At 58.1% G+C, this 18,855-nt stretch carries 15 protein-coding genes; 2 read left to right on the top strand and 13 right to left on the bottom strand.

The window, feature by feature from the left end:
• Window positions 1–80 precede the first annotated feature (80 nt).
• The 9 genes from sucD to sdhC all read right to left on the bottom strand — a co-directional run bounded on the left by sucD (window position 81) and on the right by sdhC (window position 11,454).
• Window positions 81–962, bottom strand: coding sequence for a succinate--CoA ligase subunit alpha (gene sucD / locus AC07V0_RS16755; protein ID WP_007919877.1), 882 nt, complete (start codon window positions 960–962; stop codon window positions 81–83).
• Window positions 962–2,128 (bottom strand): ADP-forming succinate--CoA ligase subunit beta, encoded by a 1,167-nt coding sequence (gene sucC, locus AC07V0_RS16750; protein WP_007919879.1) that lies wholly within the window; start codon window positions 2,126–2,128, stop codon window positions 962–964. The genes sucD and sucC overlap by 1 nt, the downstream gene beginning before the upstream one ends.
• A 199-nt stretch (window positions 2,129–2,327) precedes the next feature.
• Window positions 2,328–3,764, bottom strand: coding sequence for a dihydrolipoyl dehydrogenase (lpdA, locus tag AC07V0_RS16745; protein ID WP_018925110.1), 1,437 nt, complete (start codon window positions 3,762–3,764; stop codon window positions 2,328–2,330).
• 110 nt (window positions 3,765–3,874) lie between these two features.
• Complete coding sequence (odhB, locus tag AC07V0_RS16740) at window positions 3,875–5,089, bottom strand: 2-oxoglutarate dehydrogenase complex dihydrolipoyllysine-residue succinyltransferase (protein WP_018925109.1); 1,215 nt, start codon at window positions 5,087–5,089, stop codon at window positions 3,875–3,877.
• A gap of 42 nt (window positions 5,090–5,131) precedes the next feature.
• A complete protein-coding gene (locus tag AC07V0_RS16735) occupies window positions 5,132–7,963 on the bottom strand; it encodes a 2-oxoglutarate dehydrogenase E1 component (protein ID WP_018925108.1) in 2,832 nt (943 codons plus the stop codon).
• A 262-nt stretch (window positions 7,964–8,225) separates the two neighbouring features.
• On the bottom strand, window positions 8,226–8,930 hold the full coding sequence (locus AC07V0_RS16730) for a succinate dehydrogenase iron-sulfur subunit (RefSeq protein WP_018925107.1): 705 nt from the start codon (window positions 8,928–8,930) through the stop codon (window positions 8,226–8,228).
• A gap of 11 nt (window positions 8,931–8,941) precedes the next feature.
• Window positions 8,942–10,714, bottom strand: a complete 1,773-nt coding sequence (sdhA, locus tag AC07V0_RS16725; protein ID WP_018925106.1) for a succinate dehydrogenase flavoprotein subunit — start codon at window positions 10,712–10,714, stop codon at window positions 8,942–8,944.
• Between the two features lie 3 nt (window positions 10,715–10,717).
• A complete protein-coding gene (sdhD, locus tag AC07V0_RS16720; protein WP_003210573.1) occupies window positions 10,718–11,086 on the bottom strand; it encodes a succinate dehydrogenase, hydrophobic membrane anchor protein in 369 nt (122 codons plus the stop codon).
• Window positions 11,080–11,454, bottom strand: a complete 375-nt coding sequence (gene sdhC / locus AC07V0_RS16715; RefSeq protein WP_015096190.1) for a succinate dehydrogenase, cytochrome b556 subunit — start codon at window positions 11,452–11,454, stop codon at window positions 11,080–11,082. The genes sdhD and sdhC overlap by 7 nt, the downstream gene beginning before the upstream one ends.
• 363 nt (window positions 11,455–11,817) lie before the next feature.
• On the opposite strand from sdhC, the gene gltA reads away from it, so the two are divergent.
• On the top strand, window positions 11,818–13,107 hold the full coding sequence (gene gltA / locus AC07V0_RS16710; protein ID WP_018925105.1) for a citrate synthase: 1,290 nt from the start codon (window positions 11,818–11,820) through the stop codon (window positions 13,105–13,107).
• 385 nt (window positions 13,108–13,492) lie between these two features.
• On the opposite strand, the gene AC07V0_RS16705 is transcribed toward gltA, so the two are convergent.
• The 3 genes from AC07V0_RS16705 to AC07V0_RS16695 form a co-directional block, all read right to left on the bottom strand.
• Window positions 13,493–15,151: a cation acetate symporter gene (locus AC07V0_RS16705; protein WP_018925104.1), complete on the bottom strand. Its 1,659-nt coding sequence runs from the start codon at window positions 15,149–15,151 to the stop codon at window positions 13,493–13,495.
• A complete protein-coding gene (locus AC07V0_RS16700; RefSeq protein ID WP_007939152.1) occupies window positions 15,148–15,459 on the bottom strand; it encodes a DUF485 domain-containing protein in 312 nt (103 codons plus the stop codon). Before AC07V0_RS16700 ends, AC07V0_RS16705 begins: the two co-directional genes overlap by 4 nt.
• Before the next feature lie 196 nt (window positions 15,460–15,655).
• Window positions 15,656–16,507 (bottom strand): glycine betaine ABC transporter substrate-binding protein, encoded by an 852-nt coding sequence (locus tag AC07V0_RS16695; protein WP_018925103.1) that lies wholly within the window; start codon window positions 16,505–16,507, stop codon window positions 15,656–15,658.
• A 285-nt stretch (window positions 16,508–16,792) separates the two neighbouring features.
• On the opposite strand from AC07V0_RS16695, the gene AC07V0_RS16690 reads away from it, so the two are divergent.
• A complete protein-coding gene (locus AC07V0_RS16690; protein WP_495019694.1) occupies window positions 16,793–18,388 on the top strand; it encodes a glycoside hydrolase family 17 protein in 1,596 nt (531 codons plus the stop codon).
• A gap of 94 nt (window positions 18,389–18,482) precedes the next feature.
• Here the strand turns inward: AC07V0_RS16690 and AC07V0_RS16685 are convergent, their stop codons facing one another.
• Complete coding sequence (locus AC07V0_RS16685; protein WP_018925100.1) at window positions 18,483–18,839, bottom strand: hypothetical protein; 357 nt, start codon at window positions 18,837–18,839, stop codon at window positions 18,483–18,485.
• Window positions 18,840–18,855 lie beyond the last annotated feature (16 nt).

Here is an 18,855-nt window from a genome sequence, read left to right as displayed (position 1 = left end):
CGAATATCTCAAACCCCGGAAATGACAAAGGCCACCCGAAGGTGGCCTTTGTTTGGTGGAGCGTCAGTTAAGCGCGAGGCTTACTTGACGGCCCAACCGGTCAGCTCGGCCAGGGCCTTGCCGATGTCTGCCAGCGAACGCACGGTTTTAACGCCTGCGTCTTGCAGAGCAGCGAATTTCTCGTCTGCAGTGCCTTTGCCGCCAGAGATGATTGCGCCAGCATGGCCCATGCGCTTGCCCGGAGGAGCAGTCACACCAGCGATGTAGGAAACAACCGGCTTGGTCACGTGTGCCTTGATGTAGGCAGCCGCTTCTTCTTCAGCCGAACCGCCGATCTCGCCGATCATCACGATCGCTTCGGTCTTCGGGTCTTCCTGGAACAGCTTCAGGATGTCGATGAAGTTCGAACCCGGGATCGGGTCACCACCGATGCCGACGCAAGTCGACTGACCGAAACCGGCGTCAGTAGTCTGCTTCACAGCTTCGTAGGTCAGGGTGCCGGAACGGGAAACGATACCGACCTTGCCTGGCAAGTGAATGTGACCTGGCATGATGCCGATCTTGCATTCGCCTGGAGTGATCACGCCTGGGCAGTTAGGACCGATCAGGACTACGCCCAGCTCGTCGCACTTGACCTTGGCATCCAGCATGTCCAGGGTAGGAATGCCTTCAGTGATGCAAACGATCAGCTTGATGCCGCCGAAGGCTGCTTCCAGGATGGAGTCCTTGCAGAAAGGAGCTGGAACGTAGATCACGCTGGCGGTGGCGCCAGTAGCAGCTACAGCGTCTTTCACGGTGTTGAACACTGGCAGGCCCAGGTGCTCGGTGCCGCCTTTGCCTGGAGTTACGCCGCCAACCATCTTGGTGCCGTACTCGATGGCTTGCTGGGTGTGGAAACTACCTTGCGAACCGGTAATACCCTGGCAGATAACTTTGGTGTCTTTATTGATCAGGACGCTCATTATTTGCCCTCCGCAGCTTTGACAACTTGTTGAGCAGCGTCGGTCAGGCTGGTAGCAGCGATGATGTTCAAACCGCTTTCTGCCAGTACTTTAGCGCCCAGCTCAGCGTTGTTGCCTTCAAGGCGAACAACAACCGGGATTTTCACGCCGACTTCTTTCACAGCGCCGATGATGCCTTCGGCAATCATGTCGCAACGAACGATGCCGCCGAAGATGTTGACCAGTACTGCAGCGACGTTAGTGTCGGACAGGATGATCTTGAACGCTTCGGTTACGCGTTCTTTGGTAGCACCGCCGCCCACGTCGAGGAAGTTGGCTGGTTTGCCGCCATGCAGGTTGACGATGTCCATGGTACCCATGGCCAGGCCAGCACCGTTGACCATGCAACCGATGTTGCCTTCCAGTGCTACGTAGTTCAGTTCGAACTTGGCAGCGTGCGCTTCGCGCGGATCGTCTTGCGACGGATCGTGGAAAGTCTTCAGCTTAGGCTGACGGTACATGGCGTTGGCGTCGATGTTGATCTTGGCATCGAGGCAGTGCAGATCGCCGTCAGCCTTGATCACCAGCGGGTTCACTTCCAGCAGAGCCAGGTCGTGATCCTTGAACAGCTTGGCCAGACCTACGAAGATCTTGGCGAACTGAGCAACTTGCTTGCCTTCCAGACCCAGCTGGAATGCCAGCTCGCGACCCTGGAATGGCTGAGCGCCAACCAGTGGATCGATAGTGGCTTTCAGAATTTTTTCTGGAGTGTCGTGAGCAATTTTCTCGATGTCCACGCCACCTTCGGTGGAAGCCATGAACACGATGCGACGGCTCGAACGGTCAACGACAGCGCCCAGGTACAGCTCTTTAGCGATATCAGTGCACGATTCAACCAGGATTTTGGTGACTGGCTGACCATTGGCGTCAGTCTGGTAAGTCACCAGACGCTTGCCCAGCCACTGCTGTGCGAATGCTTTAGCGTCTTCTTTGCTGCGAACCAGCTTTACGCCGCCCGCTTTACCGCGACCACCGGCGTGAACCTGGGCTTTGACAACCCATTCGCTGCCGCCGATTTTGTCGCAAGCTTCTGCTGCTGCTTCCGGGGTGTCTACCGCGTAACCGGTGGATACTGGCAGGCCGTACTCAGCGAACAGCTGCTTACCCTGATACTCGTGAAGATTCATGCTTATTACCGTCTTCGTTAGGTACTGCGCATTCGGTGCTGCACTCATTCAAGTGCCGCACCACCTGTGACTGCTGCTTGCGTAACCTTTCCGGGTACCCGGTGCAGCTACGCAAGACTGCGTCCAGCGGACATTCCGCGGTGAGTCTTGCTCGCAAGGCTCACGACGGGCCGTACCGCCGTGGTTTCTTATTATCCGCTTAGCGTTTCTTGCGGTTGGCGATGTGGATGGCGCCGCCATTCACTGCCAACGCTGCTTCGTGCAAGGCTTCAGACAGGGTCGGATGGGAGAAAACCATCATGCCCAGGTCTTCAGCGCTGGTGCCGAATTCCATGCCGATCGCGCCCTGCTGAACCAGTTCTGCGGCGCTCGGGCCAATCACGTGGACGCCCAATACGCGGTCAGTCTTGGCATCAGCGATGACCTTGACGAAACCACCGGTATCGTTGGCGGCCATGGCACGGCCAGAGGCTGCGAACGGGAAGGTGCCGACGTTAACTTCTACGCCTTCAGCTTTCAAGGCCTGCTCGGTTTTACCGACCCACGCGATTTCCGGGTGAGTATAAATAACCGAAGGGATCAGGTCATAGTTCATCTGGGCTTTATGGCCCTTGATGCGCTCGACAACCATGATGCCCTCTTCCGAGGCTTTGTGAGCCAGCATCATGCCGCGAACCACGTCACCGATGGCGTAAACGCCCGGTACGGTGGTGGCGCAGTGATCGTCAACGTGCACGAAACCGCGCTCGTCCAGGGTCACGCCGCAATCGGCAGCCAGCAGATCAGTGGTCACCGGACGGCGACCAACGGCTACGATCAGCTTGTCGAAAGTGATGTTCTGTTCGCCGTTGGCATCGGTGTAGTTCACAACGACTTCGTCGCCGTTCACTTTGGAACCGGTCACGCGAGCGCCCAGCTTGATGTCCAGACCCTGTTTGGTCAGGGTTTTCAGCGCTTCCTTGGAAACAGCGGTGTCCGCTGCCATCAGGAAGGTATCCAGTGCTTCGAGAACGGTGACTTCAGCGCCCAGACGGGACCATACCGAACCCAGTTCCAGACCGATAACACCAGCGCCGATTACACCCAGGCGTTTTGGTACGGATTGGAATTCCAGAGCGCCAGTCGAATCGACGATCACATTCTGGTCGACCGGAGCCGGTGGAATGTCGATCGGACGCGAGCCCGGAGCCAGGATGACGTTTTCGGCTTCGATGACTTCAACCGAACCGTCAGGCTTGGTGACTTCGACTTTCTTGCCAGCCAGCAGTTTGCCGTGGCCCTGGATCGAAGTGACGCCGTTAGCCTTGAACAGCGTTGCAACGCCGGAGGTCAGGCCTTTGACGATGTTGGCTTTACGGCCGACCATTGCTGGCACGTCCATGGTCACGCCAGCGTGGTTGATACCGTGGATCGCGAAGCCGTCTTGCGCTTCGTGAAACTTCCAGGAGCTGTCCAGCAGCGCCTTGGATGGAATGCAGCCGACGTTCAGGCAAGTACCGCCGAGGGCCAGTTTGCCTTCCTTGTCGGTGTATTTCTCGATGCAGGCAGTGGTGAGGCCCAGTTGCGCTGCTTTAATGGCAGCCACGTAGCCGCCAGGACCCGCGCCAATCACTACCACGTCGAATTTCTGAGTCATGTGTCATTCCTTCTCGAATCAAACCGGACGGCCCCTTTTGAGGACCGTCGTGGGACGAAGCTGGTCATTACAGAAGGGCCGTCCATCATTGAACGGCCCGTGCAACGAAATCAGATATCCAGCAGCAAACGAGCCGGGTCTTCCAGCAGGTTCTTGATGGTCACCAGGAAGGTCACAGCTTCTTTGCCATCGATCAGACGGTGATCGTAGGACAGCGCCAGGTACATCATCGGACGGATAACGACTTGACCGTTGATCGCCATAGGGCGCTGGATGATGTTGTGCATACCCAGAATCGCAGCCTGCGGCGGGTTGACGATCGGAGTCGACATCATCGAACCGAAAGTACCGCCGTTGGTGATGGTGAACGTGCCGCCGGTCATTTCTTCCATCGACAGTTTGCCGTCACGGGCTTTCTTGCCGAAGGTAGCGATGCCGCCTTCGATTTCAGCCAGGCTCATCAGTTCGGCGTTACGCAGAACCGGTACAACCAGACCGCGGTCGCTGGAAACAGCCACACCAACGTCGGCGTAGCCGTGGTAAACGATGTCGGCACCGTCGATCGACGCGTTGACAGCCGGGAAGCGTTTCAGCGCTTCGGTAGCCGCTTTCACGAAGAACGACATGAAGCCCAGGCGTACGCCGTTGTGGGACTTCTCGAACAGGTCCTTGTACTTCGAACGCAGGGCCATGACTTCGGTCATGTCGACTTCGTTGAAAGTGGTCAGCATGGCCATGTTCGATTGAGCTTCAACCAGACGCTCGGCAACCTTGGCACGCAGACGGGTCATCGGAACGCGTTTTTCTACGCGGTCGCCAGCAGCGAATACCGGAGCCGAAGCAGCCGGTGCAGCAGCCTTGGCAGGTGCAGCAGCCGGAGCGGCTTTCTTGGCGGCAACAGCTGCTACCACGTCTTCCTTGGTCACACGACCGCCTTTGCCAGTACCGGCAACGGAAGCGATGTTGATGCCGTTTTCTTCAGCCAGCTTGCGAGCAGCCGGTGCAGCAACAGGATCGTCTTCGCCCGCTTCGGCAGGAGCAGCGGCAGCAGCGGCAGGTGCAGCAGCGGCTGGAGCGGCGGCAGCACCGCCCTCACCGATGGAGCCCAGAACTTCGTCGGACAGAACGGTGTCGCCTTCGTTCTTGACGATCGCGCCCAGCACGCCATCAGCAGTGGCCAGAACTTCCAGTACGACTTTGTCGGTTTCGATGTCGACGATCAGTTCGTCACGCTTGACGGCGTCGCCCGGTTTTTTGTGCCAGGTGGCAACGGTGCCATCGGCAACCGATTCCGGGAAAGTGGGGGCTTTGATTTCGATAGCCATTATCTGTGGGTCCTTAAATTCGGTTTCAGGTGCGCGAAGGCGTTAAACAGTGAAAGCATCTTGCAGCAGTTGTTCCTGCTGCTCGGCGTGCATCGAAGCGTAACCGCAAGCAGGTGCGGCAGACGCCTCACGACCAGCGTATTCCAGGACCAGGCCTTGTTTATGGTTGGTCAGGCTGCGACGCATGTGATGCTGGCTGCTGTACCAGGCGCCCTGGTTCATCGGCTCTTCCTGGCACCAAACCACGTTTTCGAGGTTGGTGTAAGGGGCGAGCGCCTCCATCAGGTCGTCCTCAGGGAACGGATACAGCTGCTCGATACGCACGATGGCGATGTCTTCACGACCTTCGGCACGGCGTTTTTCCAGCAGGTCATAGTAGACCTTGCCGCTGCACAGGATCATGCGAGTGACCTTTTTCGGGTCAAGCGCATCGATTTCCGGGATCACGGTCTGGAACGAACCTTCGGCCAGATCTTCCAGGGTCGAGATGGCCAGCTTGTGACGCAGCAACGACTTCGGAGTCAGGACTACCAATGGTTTGCGCAGCGGGCGAATCACCTGACGACGCAGCAAGTGGTAGATCTGGGCCGGCGTAGTCGGCACGGCTACCTGAATGTTGTGCTCGGCGCACAGCTGCAGGTAACGCTCCAGACGAGCCGAGGAGTGCTCCGGACCCTGACCTTCATAACCGTGCGGCAACAGCATGGTCAGACCGCAGAGACGGCCCCACTTGTGCTCGCCACTGGTGATGAACTGGTCGATAACCACCTGGGCACCGTTGGCGAAGTCGCCGAACTGGGCTTCCCAGATAACCAGAGCGTTTGGCTCGGTGGTCGAATAACCGTATTCGAACGCCAGAACCGCTTCTTCGGACAGGAACGAATCGTACAGGTCGAAACGTGGCTGACCCTTGTACAGGTTTTGCAGCGGGATATAGGTACCCGCGTCTTTCTGGTTGTGCAAGACAGCGTGACGGTGCGAGAACGTACCGCGACCGATGTCCTGACCCGTCATGCGAATCGGGTGACCTTCGAACGCCAGGGTCGCGTACGCCATGGTTTCGGCGTAACCCCAGTTGATCGGCAGGCCGCCGGCTTGCATCTTCTGACGGTCTTCGTAGATTTTCGAGACCTGGCGCTGAACCACGAAGCCTTCCGGAATCTCCAGCAGCTTGGCGGACAGTTCCTGCAAGGTTTTCAGATCGAAGCGAGTATCGTGACGCGCGGTCCAGGCGTGGCCCAGATACGGACGCCAGTCCACGAACAACTCTTTGTTCGGCTCTTTGACCAGGCTTTTTACTACGTGCAGACCGTTGTCCAGCGCGTTGCGGTATTCGTCGACTTTCGCCTGAACACGCTCAGCGTCCAGCACCCCACTCTGGGTCAGACGATCGGCATACAGCTCACGGGTGGTGCGCTGCTTGGTGATCTGCTGATACATCAGAGGCTGGGTACCGCTTGGCTCGTCAGCCTCGTTGTGGCCGCGACGACGGTAGCAGACCAGATCGATCACCACGTCACGCTTGAACTGCATGCGGTAGTCGATGGCCAACTGGGTCACGAACAACACGGCTTCCGGATCATCACCATTCACATGGAGGATCGGCGCCTGGATCATCTTCGCAACGTCGGTCGCGTACTCGGTGGAGCGCGAGTCCAGCGGGTTGCTGATGGTGAAGCCGACCTGGTTGTTGATCACGATGTGCACGGTGCCGCCGGTCTTGAAACCGCGGGTCTGCGACATCTGGAAGGTTTCCATGACCACGCCTTGACCGGCGAATGCCGCGTCACCGTGGATGGAGATCGGCAGAACCTTTTCACCGGTAGGATCGTTACGACGATCCTGACGGGCACGGACCGAACCTTCGACCACTGGAGAAACGATTTCCAGGTGAGACGGGTTGAAAGCCATGGCCAGGTGAACTTCACCGCCGGTGGTCATGACGTTGGACGAGAAGCCCTGGTGATATTTAACGTCACCGGAACCCAGCTCGACCTTCTTCTTGCCTTCGAACTCGTCGAACAACTCGCGCGGGTTCTTGCCAAAGGTGTTGACCAGCACGTTCAGACGACCACGGTGGGCCATGCCGATGACGATTTCCTTGGTGCCGTAGGAGCCGGAACGCTGGATCAGTTCATCGAGCATCGGAATCAGGCTCTCGCCGCCTTCCAGACCGAAACGCTTGGTACCCGGATACTTGGTCCCAAGGTATTTTTCAAGACCTTCGCCGGCAGTGACGCGCTCGAGCAGGTGACTCTTGATGTCGGCGGAGTACGTCGGACGGCCGCGCACGCTTTCCAGACGCTGCTGGAACCACTGGCGCTGCTCGGAATCGGTGATGTGCGTAAATTCAGCGCCGATGGTGCGGCAATATGTCTGCTGCAACGCTTCGTGAATTTCGCGTAGGCTCGCCTCCTCTTTGCCGATGAACAGGTCGCCGGCACGGAAGGTCGTATCAAGATCGGCATTGGTCAAGCCGTAATGATTGATTGACAGGTCTGCAGGTGCAGGACGCTGCCACAGCCCCAGCGGGTCAAGCTGGGCTGCCTGGTGGCCACGCATACGGTAGGCCTGGATCAATCGCAGCACTTCAACTTGCTTCTTCTCGTGCTCACTGCTCACGCTGCCGGCGGAAACCGGTTGGGCGCGGCGCTGGTTCTTTGCCAGCAAGACGAAATGATCGCGAATTGTGGAGTGCGAAACATCGGTGGCAGTGTTGCCATCAGCAGGCAACTTCTGGAAGTAGGTGCGCCACTCTTCTGGCACAGCGTTAGGGTCGTGCAGGTAGAGCTCGTAGAGCTCTTCCACATAGGCAGCGTTACTACCGGAAAGGTAGGCGCTGTTCCACATGCGCTGCATCACGCTTTCTTGCATGCTTGGTCACCCTCGGTTAGGGGAACACCACCGGCGTCGACACCGAGCAAACTTGCAGAAGTCCGAATGCAGCGACTAAAACAAGCCACTTAGGATCACGCTGATAGTCCGGGTACCAGCCCGGATGCCCCTGCTTGTCTCATTTCTTCAAAATAAGAGCCGCAGCCTTATGGGCTGCTGCTCAGGTTAAAACTACGGCGCCGGTTGAAGCCTGCGCCGTAGCATCTACGGGTACAGCGGTTCTACGGGTACAGCAGCTGAATCACACGCCGCTTTGCAGCAGCATGTTACGGATGTGACCGATGGCCTTAGTCGGGTTCAGGCCTTTCGGACAAACGTTGACGCAGTTCATGATGCCCCGGCAGCGGAATACGCTGAACGGGTCATCCAGCGAAGCCAGACGCTCGGACGTCTTGGTGTCGCGGCTGTCTGCCAGGAAGCGGTACGCTTGCAGCAGGGCAGCCGGGCCCAGGAACTTGTCCGGGTTCCACCAGAAGGACGGGCACGAAGTCGAGCAGCAAGCGCACAGGATGCACTCGTACAGACCGTCGAGTTTTTCACGCTCTTCAGGGGACTGCAGACGCTCGATGGCCGGAGCCGGCGTGTCGTTCTGCAGGTATGGCTTAACCTTTTCGTATTGCTTGTAGAAGATGCTCATATCGACGACCAAGTCACGGATAACCGGCAAACCTGGCAGAGGACGAACGATCAGCTTGTTACCTTTTACGACGGCAGACAGCGGCGTGATGCACGCCAGACCGTTTTTGCCGTTGATGTTCATGCCGTCGGAACCGCAAACACCTTCACGGCAAGAGCGACGATAGGAGAAACCCTCGTCCTGCTCTTTGATCAGGGCCAGCACGTCCAGCACCATCAGGTCTTTACCACCGGTATCAACCTGGAATTCCTGCATGAACGGCGCAGCGTCCTGATCAGGGTTGTAACGATAAACACTGACTTGCAACATGGCGGCCACCCTTAATAAGTCCGAATCTTAGGTTCAAAAGTCGGAACAGTCTTCGGCGAGAAGTTCACTGCACGCTTGGCAACGCGCTTCTCACCCGGGAAGTACAGGGTGTGGCACAGCCAGTTTTCGTCGTCACGATCTTCAAAGTCTTCACGGGCGTGAGCACCGCGGGACTCTTTACGTACTTCTGCAGCAATGGCGGTAGCTTCGGCCACTTCCAGCAGGTTCTGCAGCTCCAGCGCTTCGATACGCGCGGTGTTGAACGCCTGGCTCTTGTCGTTGATCTTGACGTTGGCGATACGGCCACGCAGATCAGCCAGTTGAGCAATACCCTTCTGCATGTATTCGCCAGTACGGAATACACCGAAGTAGTTCTGCATGCAGCTTTGCAGCTCGCGACGCAGGGTTGCCACGTCTTCACCATCGGTACGCTCGTTCAGAGCGGACAGACGCGACAGGGCCGCATTGATGTCGGCGTCGGTGGCGTCGTCGTATTCGATACCGTCGGTCAGCGCTTTTTCCAGGTGCAGACCGGCCGCACGACCGAAAACCACCAGGTCGAGCAACGAGTTGCCGCCCAGACGGTTGGCACCGTGAACCGATACGCAAGCCACTTCACCAACCGCGAACAGGCCAGGAATGATGGTGTCTTTGCCTTCGGCGTCCTGAGTGATCGCCTGGCCATGAATGTTGGTGGCAACGCCGCCCATCATATAGTGGCAAGTCGGAACAACCGGAACCGGAGCGACGACCGGGTCAACGTGCGCGAAAGTCTTGGACAGTTCGCAGATGCCTGGCAGACGGCTGTGCAGCACTTCCTCGCCCAGGTGGTCGAGCTTGAGCATTACGTGGTCGCCATTCGGACCGCAACCGTTGCCGGCGATGATTTCCTTAACCATCGAACGGGCAACCACGTCACGACCGGCAAGGTCTTTGGCGTTCGGAGCATAACGCTCCATGAAACGCTCGCCGTGCTTGTTGATCAGGTAACCACCTTCACCACGGCAACCTTCGGTTACCAGTACACCGGCGCCGGCGATGCCGGTCGGGTGGAACTGCCACATTTCGATGTCTTGTACCGGTACGCCGGCACGCAGCGCCATGCCAACGCCGTCACCGGTGTTGATCAGGGCGTTGGTGGTCGAAGCGTAGATACGACCTGCACCGCCGGTGGCCAGTACGGTGGCCTTGGCACGGATGTAGGTGGTTTCACCGGTTTCGATGCAGATCGCGATCACACCGACGAACTCGCCTTGACCGTTCTTTACCAGATCGACAGCGTAGTATTCGTTCAGGAACGTGGTGCCGGCTTTCAGGTTGCCCTGATAAAGGGTGTGCAGCAGCGCGTGACCGGTACGGTCGGACGCCGCGCAGGTACGTGCAGCCTGGCCGCCCTTGCCGTAGTCCTTGGACTGACCGCCGAACGGACGCTGGTAGATGCGACCGGTTTCGGTACGGGAGAACGGCAGGCCCATGTGGTCCAGTTCAAAAACTGCGGCCGGACCTTCCTGACACATGTATTCGATAGCGTCCTGGTCACCGATGTAGTCGGAACCCTTGACGGTATCGTACATGTGCCAGCGCCAGTCATCGTTCGGATCCGCAGATGCAATGGCGCAAGTGATGCCGCCCTGGGCCGATACGGTGTGCGAACGAGTCGGGAAAACCTTGGTGATCACGGCAGTCTTGTGACCGCCTTGTGCCAGTTGCAGCGCTGCGCGCATGCCGGCACCGCCGCCACCAATAATGATGGCGTCGAAAGAAATCGTTGGAATGTTAGCCATGGATCAGATACCCCAGAGAATCTGCACACCCCAGACGAAGTAAGCGAACATCGCAACGCCGCATACCGCCTGGAAAAGGAAACGTACTGCAGTCGCGGACTTGCCCAGCGCCATCGGCGTCAGGTAGTCGGTCGCGATGGTCCACATGCCGACCCAGGCGTGAGCGCCCAGGGCCACAAGGGCCAGCAGACTGAAGATACGCATCCCGTTGTGGGCGAACAGGCCATGCCATTGGGCGTAGCCAATGCCAGGATTCGCAGCGAGGTATCCGATCAGGAAAATGAAATAAGCCGCGAGAACAACCGCAGACACACGTTGCGCCATCCAGTCATAGAGGCCCGAACGCGAAAGGTTCGTAACGCTGGTTACCATATCCAAACTCCTGCCAGAACGATCAACACCACGGAAACGGCGATGATAATTTTCGAGCCCAGGCGGCCGCCTTCCAGCGTCTCACCGATGCCCATGTCCATGATCAAGTGGCGCACACCGGCTACCAGGTGATACAGAAGAGCGGACAGGAGGCCCCATGCTACGAACTTGGCCAGCGGGCTGGTCAAGCATGCCTTCACCTCGGCAAAACCTTCCTCGGAACCCAGAGACTTGCCCAATGCATAAAGCATGAAGCCAAGGCCCAGGAAGAGGATGATGCCGGAAACACGGTGAAGAAACGACGTAACGCCGGTGATGGGGAGTTTGATGGTCCTTAGGTCTAGGTTTACAGGTCGTTGGCTTTTCACGGCTTTTTTTTCACACTGAAGAGCCCCTAACAATCAGGGCAAAGTTGTTGGGGAGTGCACTGGTCAGGTAACCACCACCCAGGGATGCGACCCCCAATAAAGCAGGCCCAAAAGCCCCTGGCGGTCGGTGGCCGAGTATAGACAGTTAGGCTACTAATGACAACGCGTTCACCTTCCCCTAATAGCGGATTGCACAAGTGACATAAAAGGCGTAAACGGCAGACAATTTCGAGAAAAAAGTGCGGTTAAAGCCTTCTGGAGCAAGACTTTAGGCAAATTGACATTCGAATTTATCTCACTATAGTGGTGCGGGCCCTGCGTGGGGGGTCTGTCTGATGATTTCAAGCATAAATAGGAGGCCACATGGCTGACAAAAAAGCGCAGTTGATCATCGAGGGCGCAGCCCCCGTCGAGCTGCCCATTTTAACCGGCACCGTTGGTCCCGATGTTATCGACGTTCGGGGCCTGACGGCCACGGGCCGTTTCACCTTTGACCCTGGTTTCATGTCGACCGCCTCTTGCGAGTCGAAGATCACCTACATCGACGGCGACAACGGTATTCTGCTGCACCGCGGCTACCCGATCGAACAGCTGGCTGAAAAGTCGGACTATCTGGAAACCTGCTACCTGCTGCTCAACGGCGAACTGCCGACCGCAGAACAGAAGGCCCAGTTCGTCGGCACCGTGAAGAACCACACCATGGTCCACGAGCAGTTGAAGACCTTCTTCAACGGCTTCCGTCGCGACGCCCACCCGATGGCCGTCATGTGCGGTGTAGTTGGCGCCCTCTCGGCGTTCTACCACGACTCCCTCGACATCAATAACCCGCAGCATCGCGAAATTTCCGCGATCCGCCTGGTTGCCAAGATGCCGACCCTGGCTGCAATGGTTTACAAGTACTCCATGGGCCAACCCATGATGTACCCGCGCAACGACCTGTCGTACGCGGAAAACTTCCTGCACATGATGTTCAACACCCCGTGCGAGATCAAACCGATCAGCCCGGTACTCGCCAAGGCCATGGACCGGATCTTCATCCTCCATGCCGACCACGAACAGAACGCATCGACCTCCACCGTACGTCTGGCAGGTTCCTCGGGTGCCAACCCGTTCGCCTGTATCGCCGCCGGTATCGCTGCACTGTGGGGCCCTGCCCACGGCGGTGCGAACGAAGCCGTGTTGACCATGCTCGATGAAATTGGCGATGTCTCGAACATCGACAAGTACATCGCCAAGGCCAAAGATAAGAACGATCCGTTCAAACTGATGGGCTTCGGTCACCGGGTTTACAAAAACCGCGACCCACGCGCTACCGTCATGAAGCAGACCTGCGACGAAGTATTGAAGGAACTGGGCATCACCAACGATCCGCAACTCGAACTGGCCATGCGCCTGGAAGAGATCGCCCTGACCGACCCGTACTTCATCGAACGCTCGCTGTACCCGAACGTCGACTTCTACTCGGGGATCATCCTCAAGGCGATCGGCATTCCAACCAGTATGTTCACCGTGATCTTCGCCCTGGCGCGGACTGTCGGCTGGATCTCCCACTGGAAAGAAATGCTCTCCAGCCCGTACAAGATCGGCCGTCCGCGCCAGCTGTACACCGGCTACGAGTCGCGTGACATCACCCCGCTTGAAGACCGCAAATAAGACCTGTCTTGCGATAACGTCTTAAGCTGTACCGGGAACGGCCTCTATGTAGATAGAGGCCGTTTTTGTTTGTGCTCTTTGGTTGTGTATATATCCGTTTCTTCGGTAACGGCGGCTCGGCCTCCGGGAAACGTGCAGACAGATCAAAAGCCAAAGCAACGGCAAGATCAAAAGATCGCAGCTTTCGGCAGTTCCTACGGGAGGAATATATCCCCACGTCCGATCAGGCCGGCCGGTCGGCCGCCTCGCTTTGGCTTTTGCATATAGCCTTCGCGGGCAAGCCTCGCCCCTACAAAGGGCGATAACCGCCCATAAAAGCCCAATAAAAATGCCCCGATCTCTCGACCGGGGCATTCGTGTCAGCGCAGCTTATATATAAGAAGCCTTAGTGCGAAACCGCCCCACTCGCCCCCAACCCCGTCTGCGAACGGACAAACTGCGGGAAGAACAGCGCCCGCTCATTGTCAGCCGCAGCAGATTTGTCAGTGATCGAGAAGAACCAGATCCCGATAAAGGCAATGATCATCGAGAACAGCGCCGGGTATTCATACGGGAAGATCGCCTTCTCGTGACCCATGATCTGCACCCAGATGGTTGGCCCCAGCACCATCAAGCCAACCGCACTGACCAGCCCCAACCAACCGCCGATCATCGCACCGCGAGTCGTCAGTTTCTTCCAGTACATGGAAAGCAGCAGCACCGGGAAGTTGCAGCTCGCCGCAATGGAGAACGCCAGGCCCACCATGAACGCGATGTTCTGCTTCTCGAACAGAATGCCCAGGCCGATCGCCAGCACCGCCAGGGCGATGGTGGTGATTTTCGAGACGCGGATTTCGTCCTTCTCGTTGGCCTTGCCCTTCTTGATCACGCTGGCATACAGGTCATGGGACACTGCCGAGGCACCGGCCAGGGTCAGGCCGGCCACCACCGCCAGAATGGTCGCGAACGCCACCGCCGAGATGAAGCCCAGGAACACACTGCCACCCACCGCGTTGGCCAAATGCACCGCCGCCATGTTGTTGCCGCCCAACAGCGCGCCTGCCGCATCTTTAAAGGCCGGGTTGGTGCTGACCAGCAGGATCGCGCCGAAGCCGATGATAAAGGTCAGGATGTAGAAGTAACCAATGAAGCCGGTCGCATACAGCACGCTTTTACGCGCTTCTTTCGCGTCACTCACGGTGAAGAAGCGCATCAGGATGTGCGGCAGGCCAGCGGTACCGAACATCAGTGCCAGGCCGAGGGAGAACGCCGAGATCGGGTCTTTCACCAGGCCGCCCGGGCTCATGATTGCTTCACCTTTAGCGTGAACCTTGATCGCCTCGGAGAACAGCGTGTTGAAGTCGAAGTTGACGTGTTTCATCACCATCAGCGCCATGAACGAGGCACCGGACAGCAACAGCACTGCCTTGATGATCTGCACCCAAGTGGTCGCCAGCATGCCGCCGAACAGCACGTACAGGCACATCAGGATACCGACCAGGATCACCGCAACGTGGTAGTCCAGGCCGAACAGCAGCTGAATCAGCTTGCCGGCACCGACCATTTGCGCGATCAGGTAGAACGCCACCACCACCAGCGAACCGCACGCCGACAGCGAGCGGATCTGGGTTTGCCCCAGGCGATAGGACGCCACGTCGGCAAAGGTGTACTTGCCCAGGTTACGCAGGCGTTCGGCGATCAGGAACAGAATGATCGGCCAGCCCACCAGGAAGCCGATCGAGTAGATCAGGCCGTCGTAGCCGGAGGTGAACACCAGGGCGGAGATACCCAGGAAGGACGCCGCGGACATGTAGTCACCGGCAATCGCCAGACCGTTCTGGAAACCGGTGATCTTGCCACCCGCCGCATAGTAGTCGGCGGCCGATTTGTTGCGCTTGGACGCCCAATAGGTGATGCACAAGGTTGCCCCGACGAACACCACGAACATCATGATCGCGGATACGTTGAGCGGTTGTTTCTGCACTGCACCTGTCAGGGCCTCAGCCGCCCAGGCGCCCGGTGCAAAGGCTGCGATGCTCAAGAGAGCGATTAGACGCCGGATCATTGCTGAGCCTCCTTGAGAATCGCATTGTTCAAGTCGTCGAATTCGCCGTTGGCGCGTCGTACGTAGATGCCAGTCAGGACAAAGGCCGAAACAATCAGCCCGACACCGATCGGAATGCCCCAGGTAATCGAAGACTCGGGGCTGATTTTTGCGCCCAGAATATGCGGCCCGTAAGCAATCAAAAGGATGAATCCTGAGTACAGCCCAAGCATGATCGCTGAAAGAATCCAGGCGAATCGTTCTCTCTTGCTAACCAGCTCCTTGAAGCGCGGGCTGTTTTGAATCGAGAGGTAAATGCTGTCGTTCATTGTTTTTATCCTCGCAGCACAGATTTTAGTTGGAACGTTATCCACTCTATGCGGCTGCCGGAGAGGTTCCAGACGACCTTAGTATTAGAACGACATGACGGTTTCTCCCCCGCCGAATTCCCACAGAAAGCAAAAAGCCCCTTGGCATTTAAGCCAAGGGGCCTTGAGAGGTGCTGACCAGACGCTTCAGCTCAAATCATTTGGTCCATTCGGCAACGCGATCCGGGTGTTTAGCCACCCAGTCTTTCGCTGCGGCTTCAGGCTTGGCACCGTCCTGAATCGCCAACATGACCTGGCCGATTTCGTCTTTCGACGCCCACTGGAAGTTCTTCAGGAACTTCGCGACTTCAGGCGCTTTGGTTGCCAGTTCTTTACTGCCGATGCTGTTCACGGTTTCAGCTGCGCCGTAAACGCCTTTCGGGTCTTCCAGGAAGCGCAGTTTCCACTTGGCGAACATCCAGTGCGGCACCCAACCGGTGACGGCAATGGATTCGTTTTTCTTCTCGGCACGGGTCAGCTCGGCAATCATGCCGGCGCCGGAACTGGCCTTGAGGGTGTAATTGTCCAGACCGTAATCCTTGATGGCCTGATCGGTCTTGAGCATCACGCCTGAACCGGCGTCGATGCCGACGATACGGCCCTTGAAGCTCTCGTCGGTTTTCAGGTCCGCAATCGACTTGGCCTTGACGTACTCCGGCACGATCAGACCGATTTTCGCATCCTTGAAGTTCGGGCCGTAGTCGACGACCTGATCCTTGTTCTTCGCCCAGTATTCGCCGTGAGTCACAGGCAGCCACGCCGACAGCATGGCGTCGAGTTTGCCGGTGGCCACACCTTGCCACATGATCCCGGTGGCAACCGCTTGCAGTTTCACGTCATAACCGAGTTTCTGTTTGATCACTTCAGCAGCCACGTTGGTCGTGGCGACGCTGTCCGACCAGCCGTCCACATAACCGATCGTTACTGCCTTGCCTTCAGCGCTGGCTACGGTAGAACTGATTGCCAGCACCAAAGCGGCACCTGCGCCCAAGAGTCGTCGCATCTTCATCGTTACTTCCCCGAAAGTGCTGCACTCGACGGATGCCGAGTCGCTCAACGTATTTTTATGGTGCACAGCGCCCCCATCACGCCGACCGCAAACTCGCTCGATTATCAGTGGAGTACTGACGTGTCGATCATCAACCTGACGCCAACAGTGACCTGCTCTGCCAGCGACCTCAAGGCATCGAGAAACGACATCAGAAGGCCATTAATCGCGACCGCTAAAAATGCATAGGCCATCCCGCCTGAACTTTGCATGTCAAAACCAAGCAGCCCACCAAGCGTAGGCCAAATGCAGGTAACATGCCCGGCTTTGCTCCCAGACGGCCTGAACATGCCCGCGACATCACGCTTTCCTTTTTTGGCTTATCTTTTCGCTTGCCTGCTGGGGCTGTTTGCCCTCGGCGGCTTCTGGTACGGCCTCGGCAAACCGGTGATCCTGCCGGACGTGGTCAGCGCAACGCACAAGCTGCAATGCGCCTCCTACACCCCGTTCGACAAGGACCAATCGCCATTCGACGTGCCGTTCAAACTGCGCCCCGAGCGCATGGACGCCGACCTCGCGCTGCTGGCGACCCGTTTCGAATGCATCCGCACCTATTCCATGACCGGCCTCCAGGATCTGCCCGACCTGGCGCGCAAGCACGGCTTGAAGCTGATGATCGGCGCCTGGGTCAACAGCAACCCGGTGGACACCGCCAAGGAAGTCGACTTGCTGATCGCCTCGGCCAATGCCAACCCGGATGTGGTGACCTCGGTCATCGTCGGCAACGAAGCCCTGCTGCGCAAGGAAGTCACCGGCGCGCAACTGGCAACGCTGATCAATAAAGTCAAAAGCCGGATCAAGCAACCAGTGACCTACGCCGACGTCTGGGAGTTCTGGCTCAAACACCCGGAAGTCGCCCCGGCAGTGGATTTCCTGACCATCCATTTATTGCCGTACTGGGAAGACGATCCGTCGAACATCGATGCTGCGCTGCAACATGTGGCAGAAGTGCGCCAGGTGTTCGGCAACAAGTTCGCGCCCAAGGACGTGATGATTGGCGAAACCGGCTGGCCGAGCGAAGGTCGTCAGCGCGAAACGGCGCTGCCGAGCCGGGTCAATGAAGCCAAGTTCATCCGCAGCTTTGTGATCATGGCCGAGCAGCAAGGCTGGCATTACAACCTGATCGAGGCGTTCGACCAGCCCTGGAAACGCGCCAGCGAAGGTGCGGTGGGCGGTTATTGGGGACTGTTCGATGCCGATCGCCAGGACAAGGGCGTGCTCGCCGGGACGGTCTCGAACGTGCCGTACTGGTCGCAATGGCTGGCGGTGGGTGGCTTGATCTTCATCGGCACGCTGATCCTCGGCGGTCGGGTTCGCAGCACCCGCGCAGCGTTGGTGCTGCCACTGCTCGGTGCCCTTGCGGCCTGTTCGATTGGCGCCTGGGGCGACCTGGCTCGCGTCACCACCCGCTTTGCCAGTGAATGGTTGTGGGTAGCGTTGCTGACGGGGTTGAACCTGTTGGTGCTGGCCCATGCCGCGCTGACCTTGAGCGCCCGCACCGGTTGGCGTGGACGCGCCTTCAATGCACTCGAACGTCGAGCCGGCTGGTGGCTGGCAGCGACAGGTTTTGCCGCGGCGGTGATGATGCTGGAACTGGTGTTTGACCCGCGTTATCGCAGCTTCCCGAGTGTCGCCTTCATCCTGCCGGCGCTGGTGTACCTGTGCCGGCCGGTGAGCGTGCCTCGTCGGGAAATCGCCGTGCTGACCTTCATCATCGGCGCCGGCATTGCGCCGCAGCTGTTTCGTGAAGGTCTGCAGAATCAGCAGGCTTGGGGCTGGGCGCTGGTGAGTGTGTTGATGGTCGCGGCGTTGTGGCGCAGCTTGCGGGTTCGCAAAGGGTAATCAACACAGCAAGATCAAAAGATCGCAGCCTGCGGCAGCTCCTACAGGGAAACGCATATCCCCGTGTAGGAGCTGCCGCAGGCTGCGATCTTTTTTATGCCCGAACCAGACGCAAAGCAGCAATCACCACCGCAAACACCGCCAACGTGGTGGTGTACAACGCCAGCGCCGGAAACCCGAGCACCAGCGCCAGTACCGCCAGCCACCACCCTGCCCGCCCCGGCAGCACAAAACCGGTCACGGCTGCCGCCACTGCCGCCCAGCCCAACACCTTGAAATGAATCATCAAACCCAGGTTCGAGCGCACCAGGCATTCCCAGCGACTGGCCTCGTCAACGCAGATGCCGACCCATTGAGCATCCTCCATGAAGCCATAACGCGCGCCATAACTGGCGGCCAGCCACAATGGCAGAAGAACGAGCAGCAGAATCACGGGCAGACGGCGGGACATGAAGCACTCCAATAAA

The organism is Pseudomonas sp. GW821-FHT01E10 (assembly GCF_059422365.1).
The sequence above is the reverse complement of the archived record's forward strand: the minus strand, read 5'-3'. Positions and strand labels throughout refer to the sequence as shown.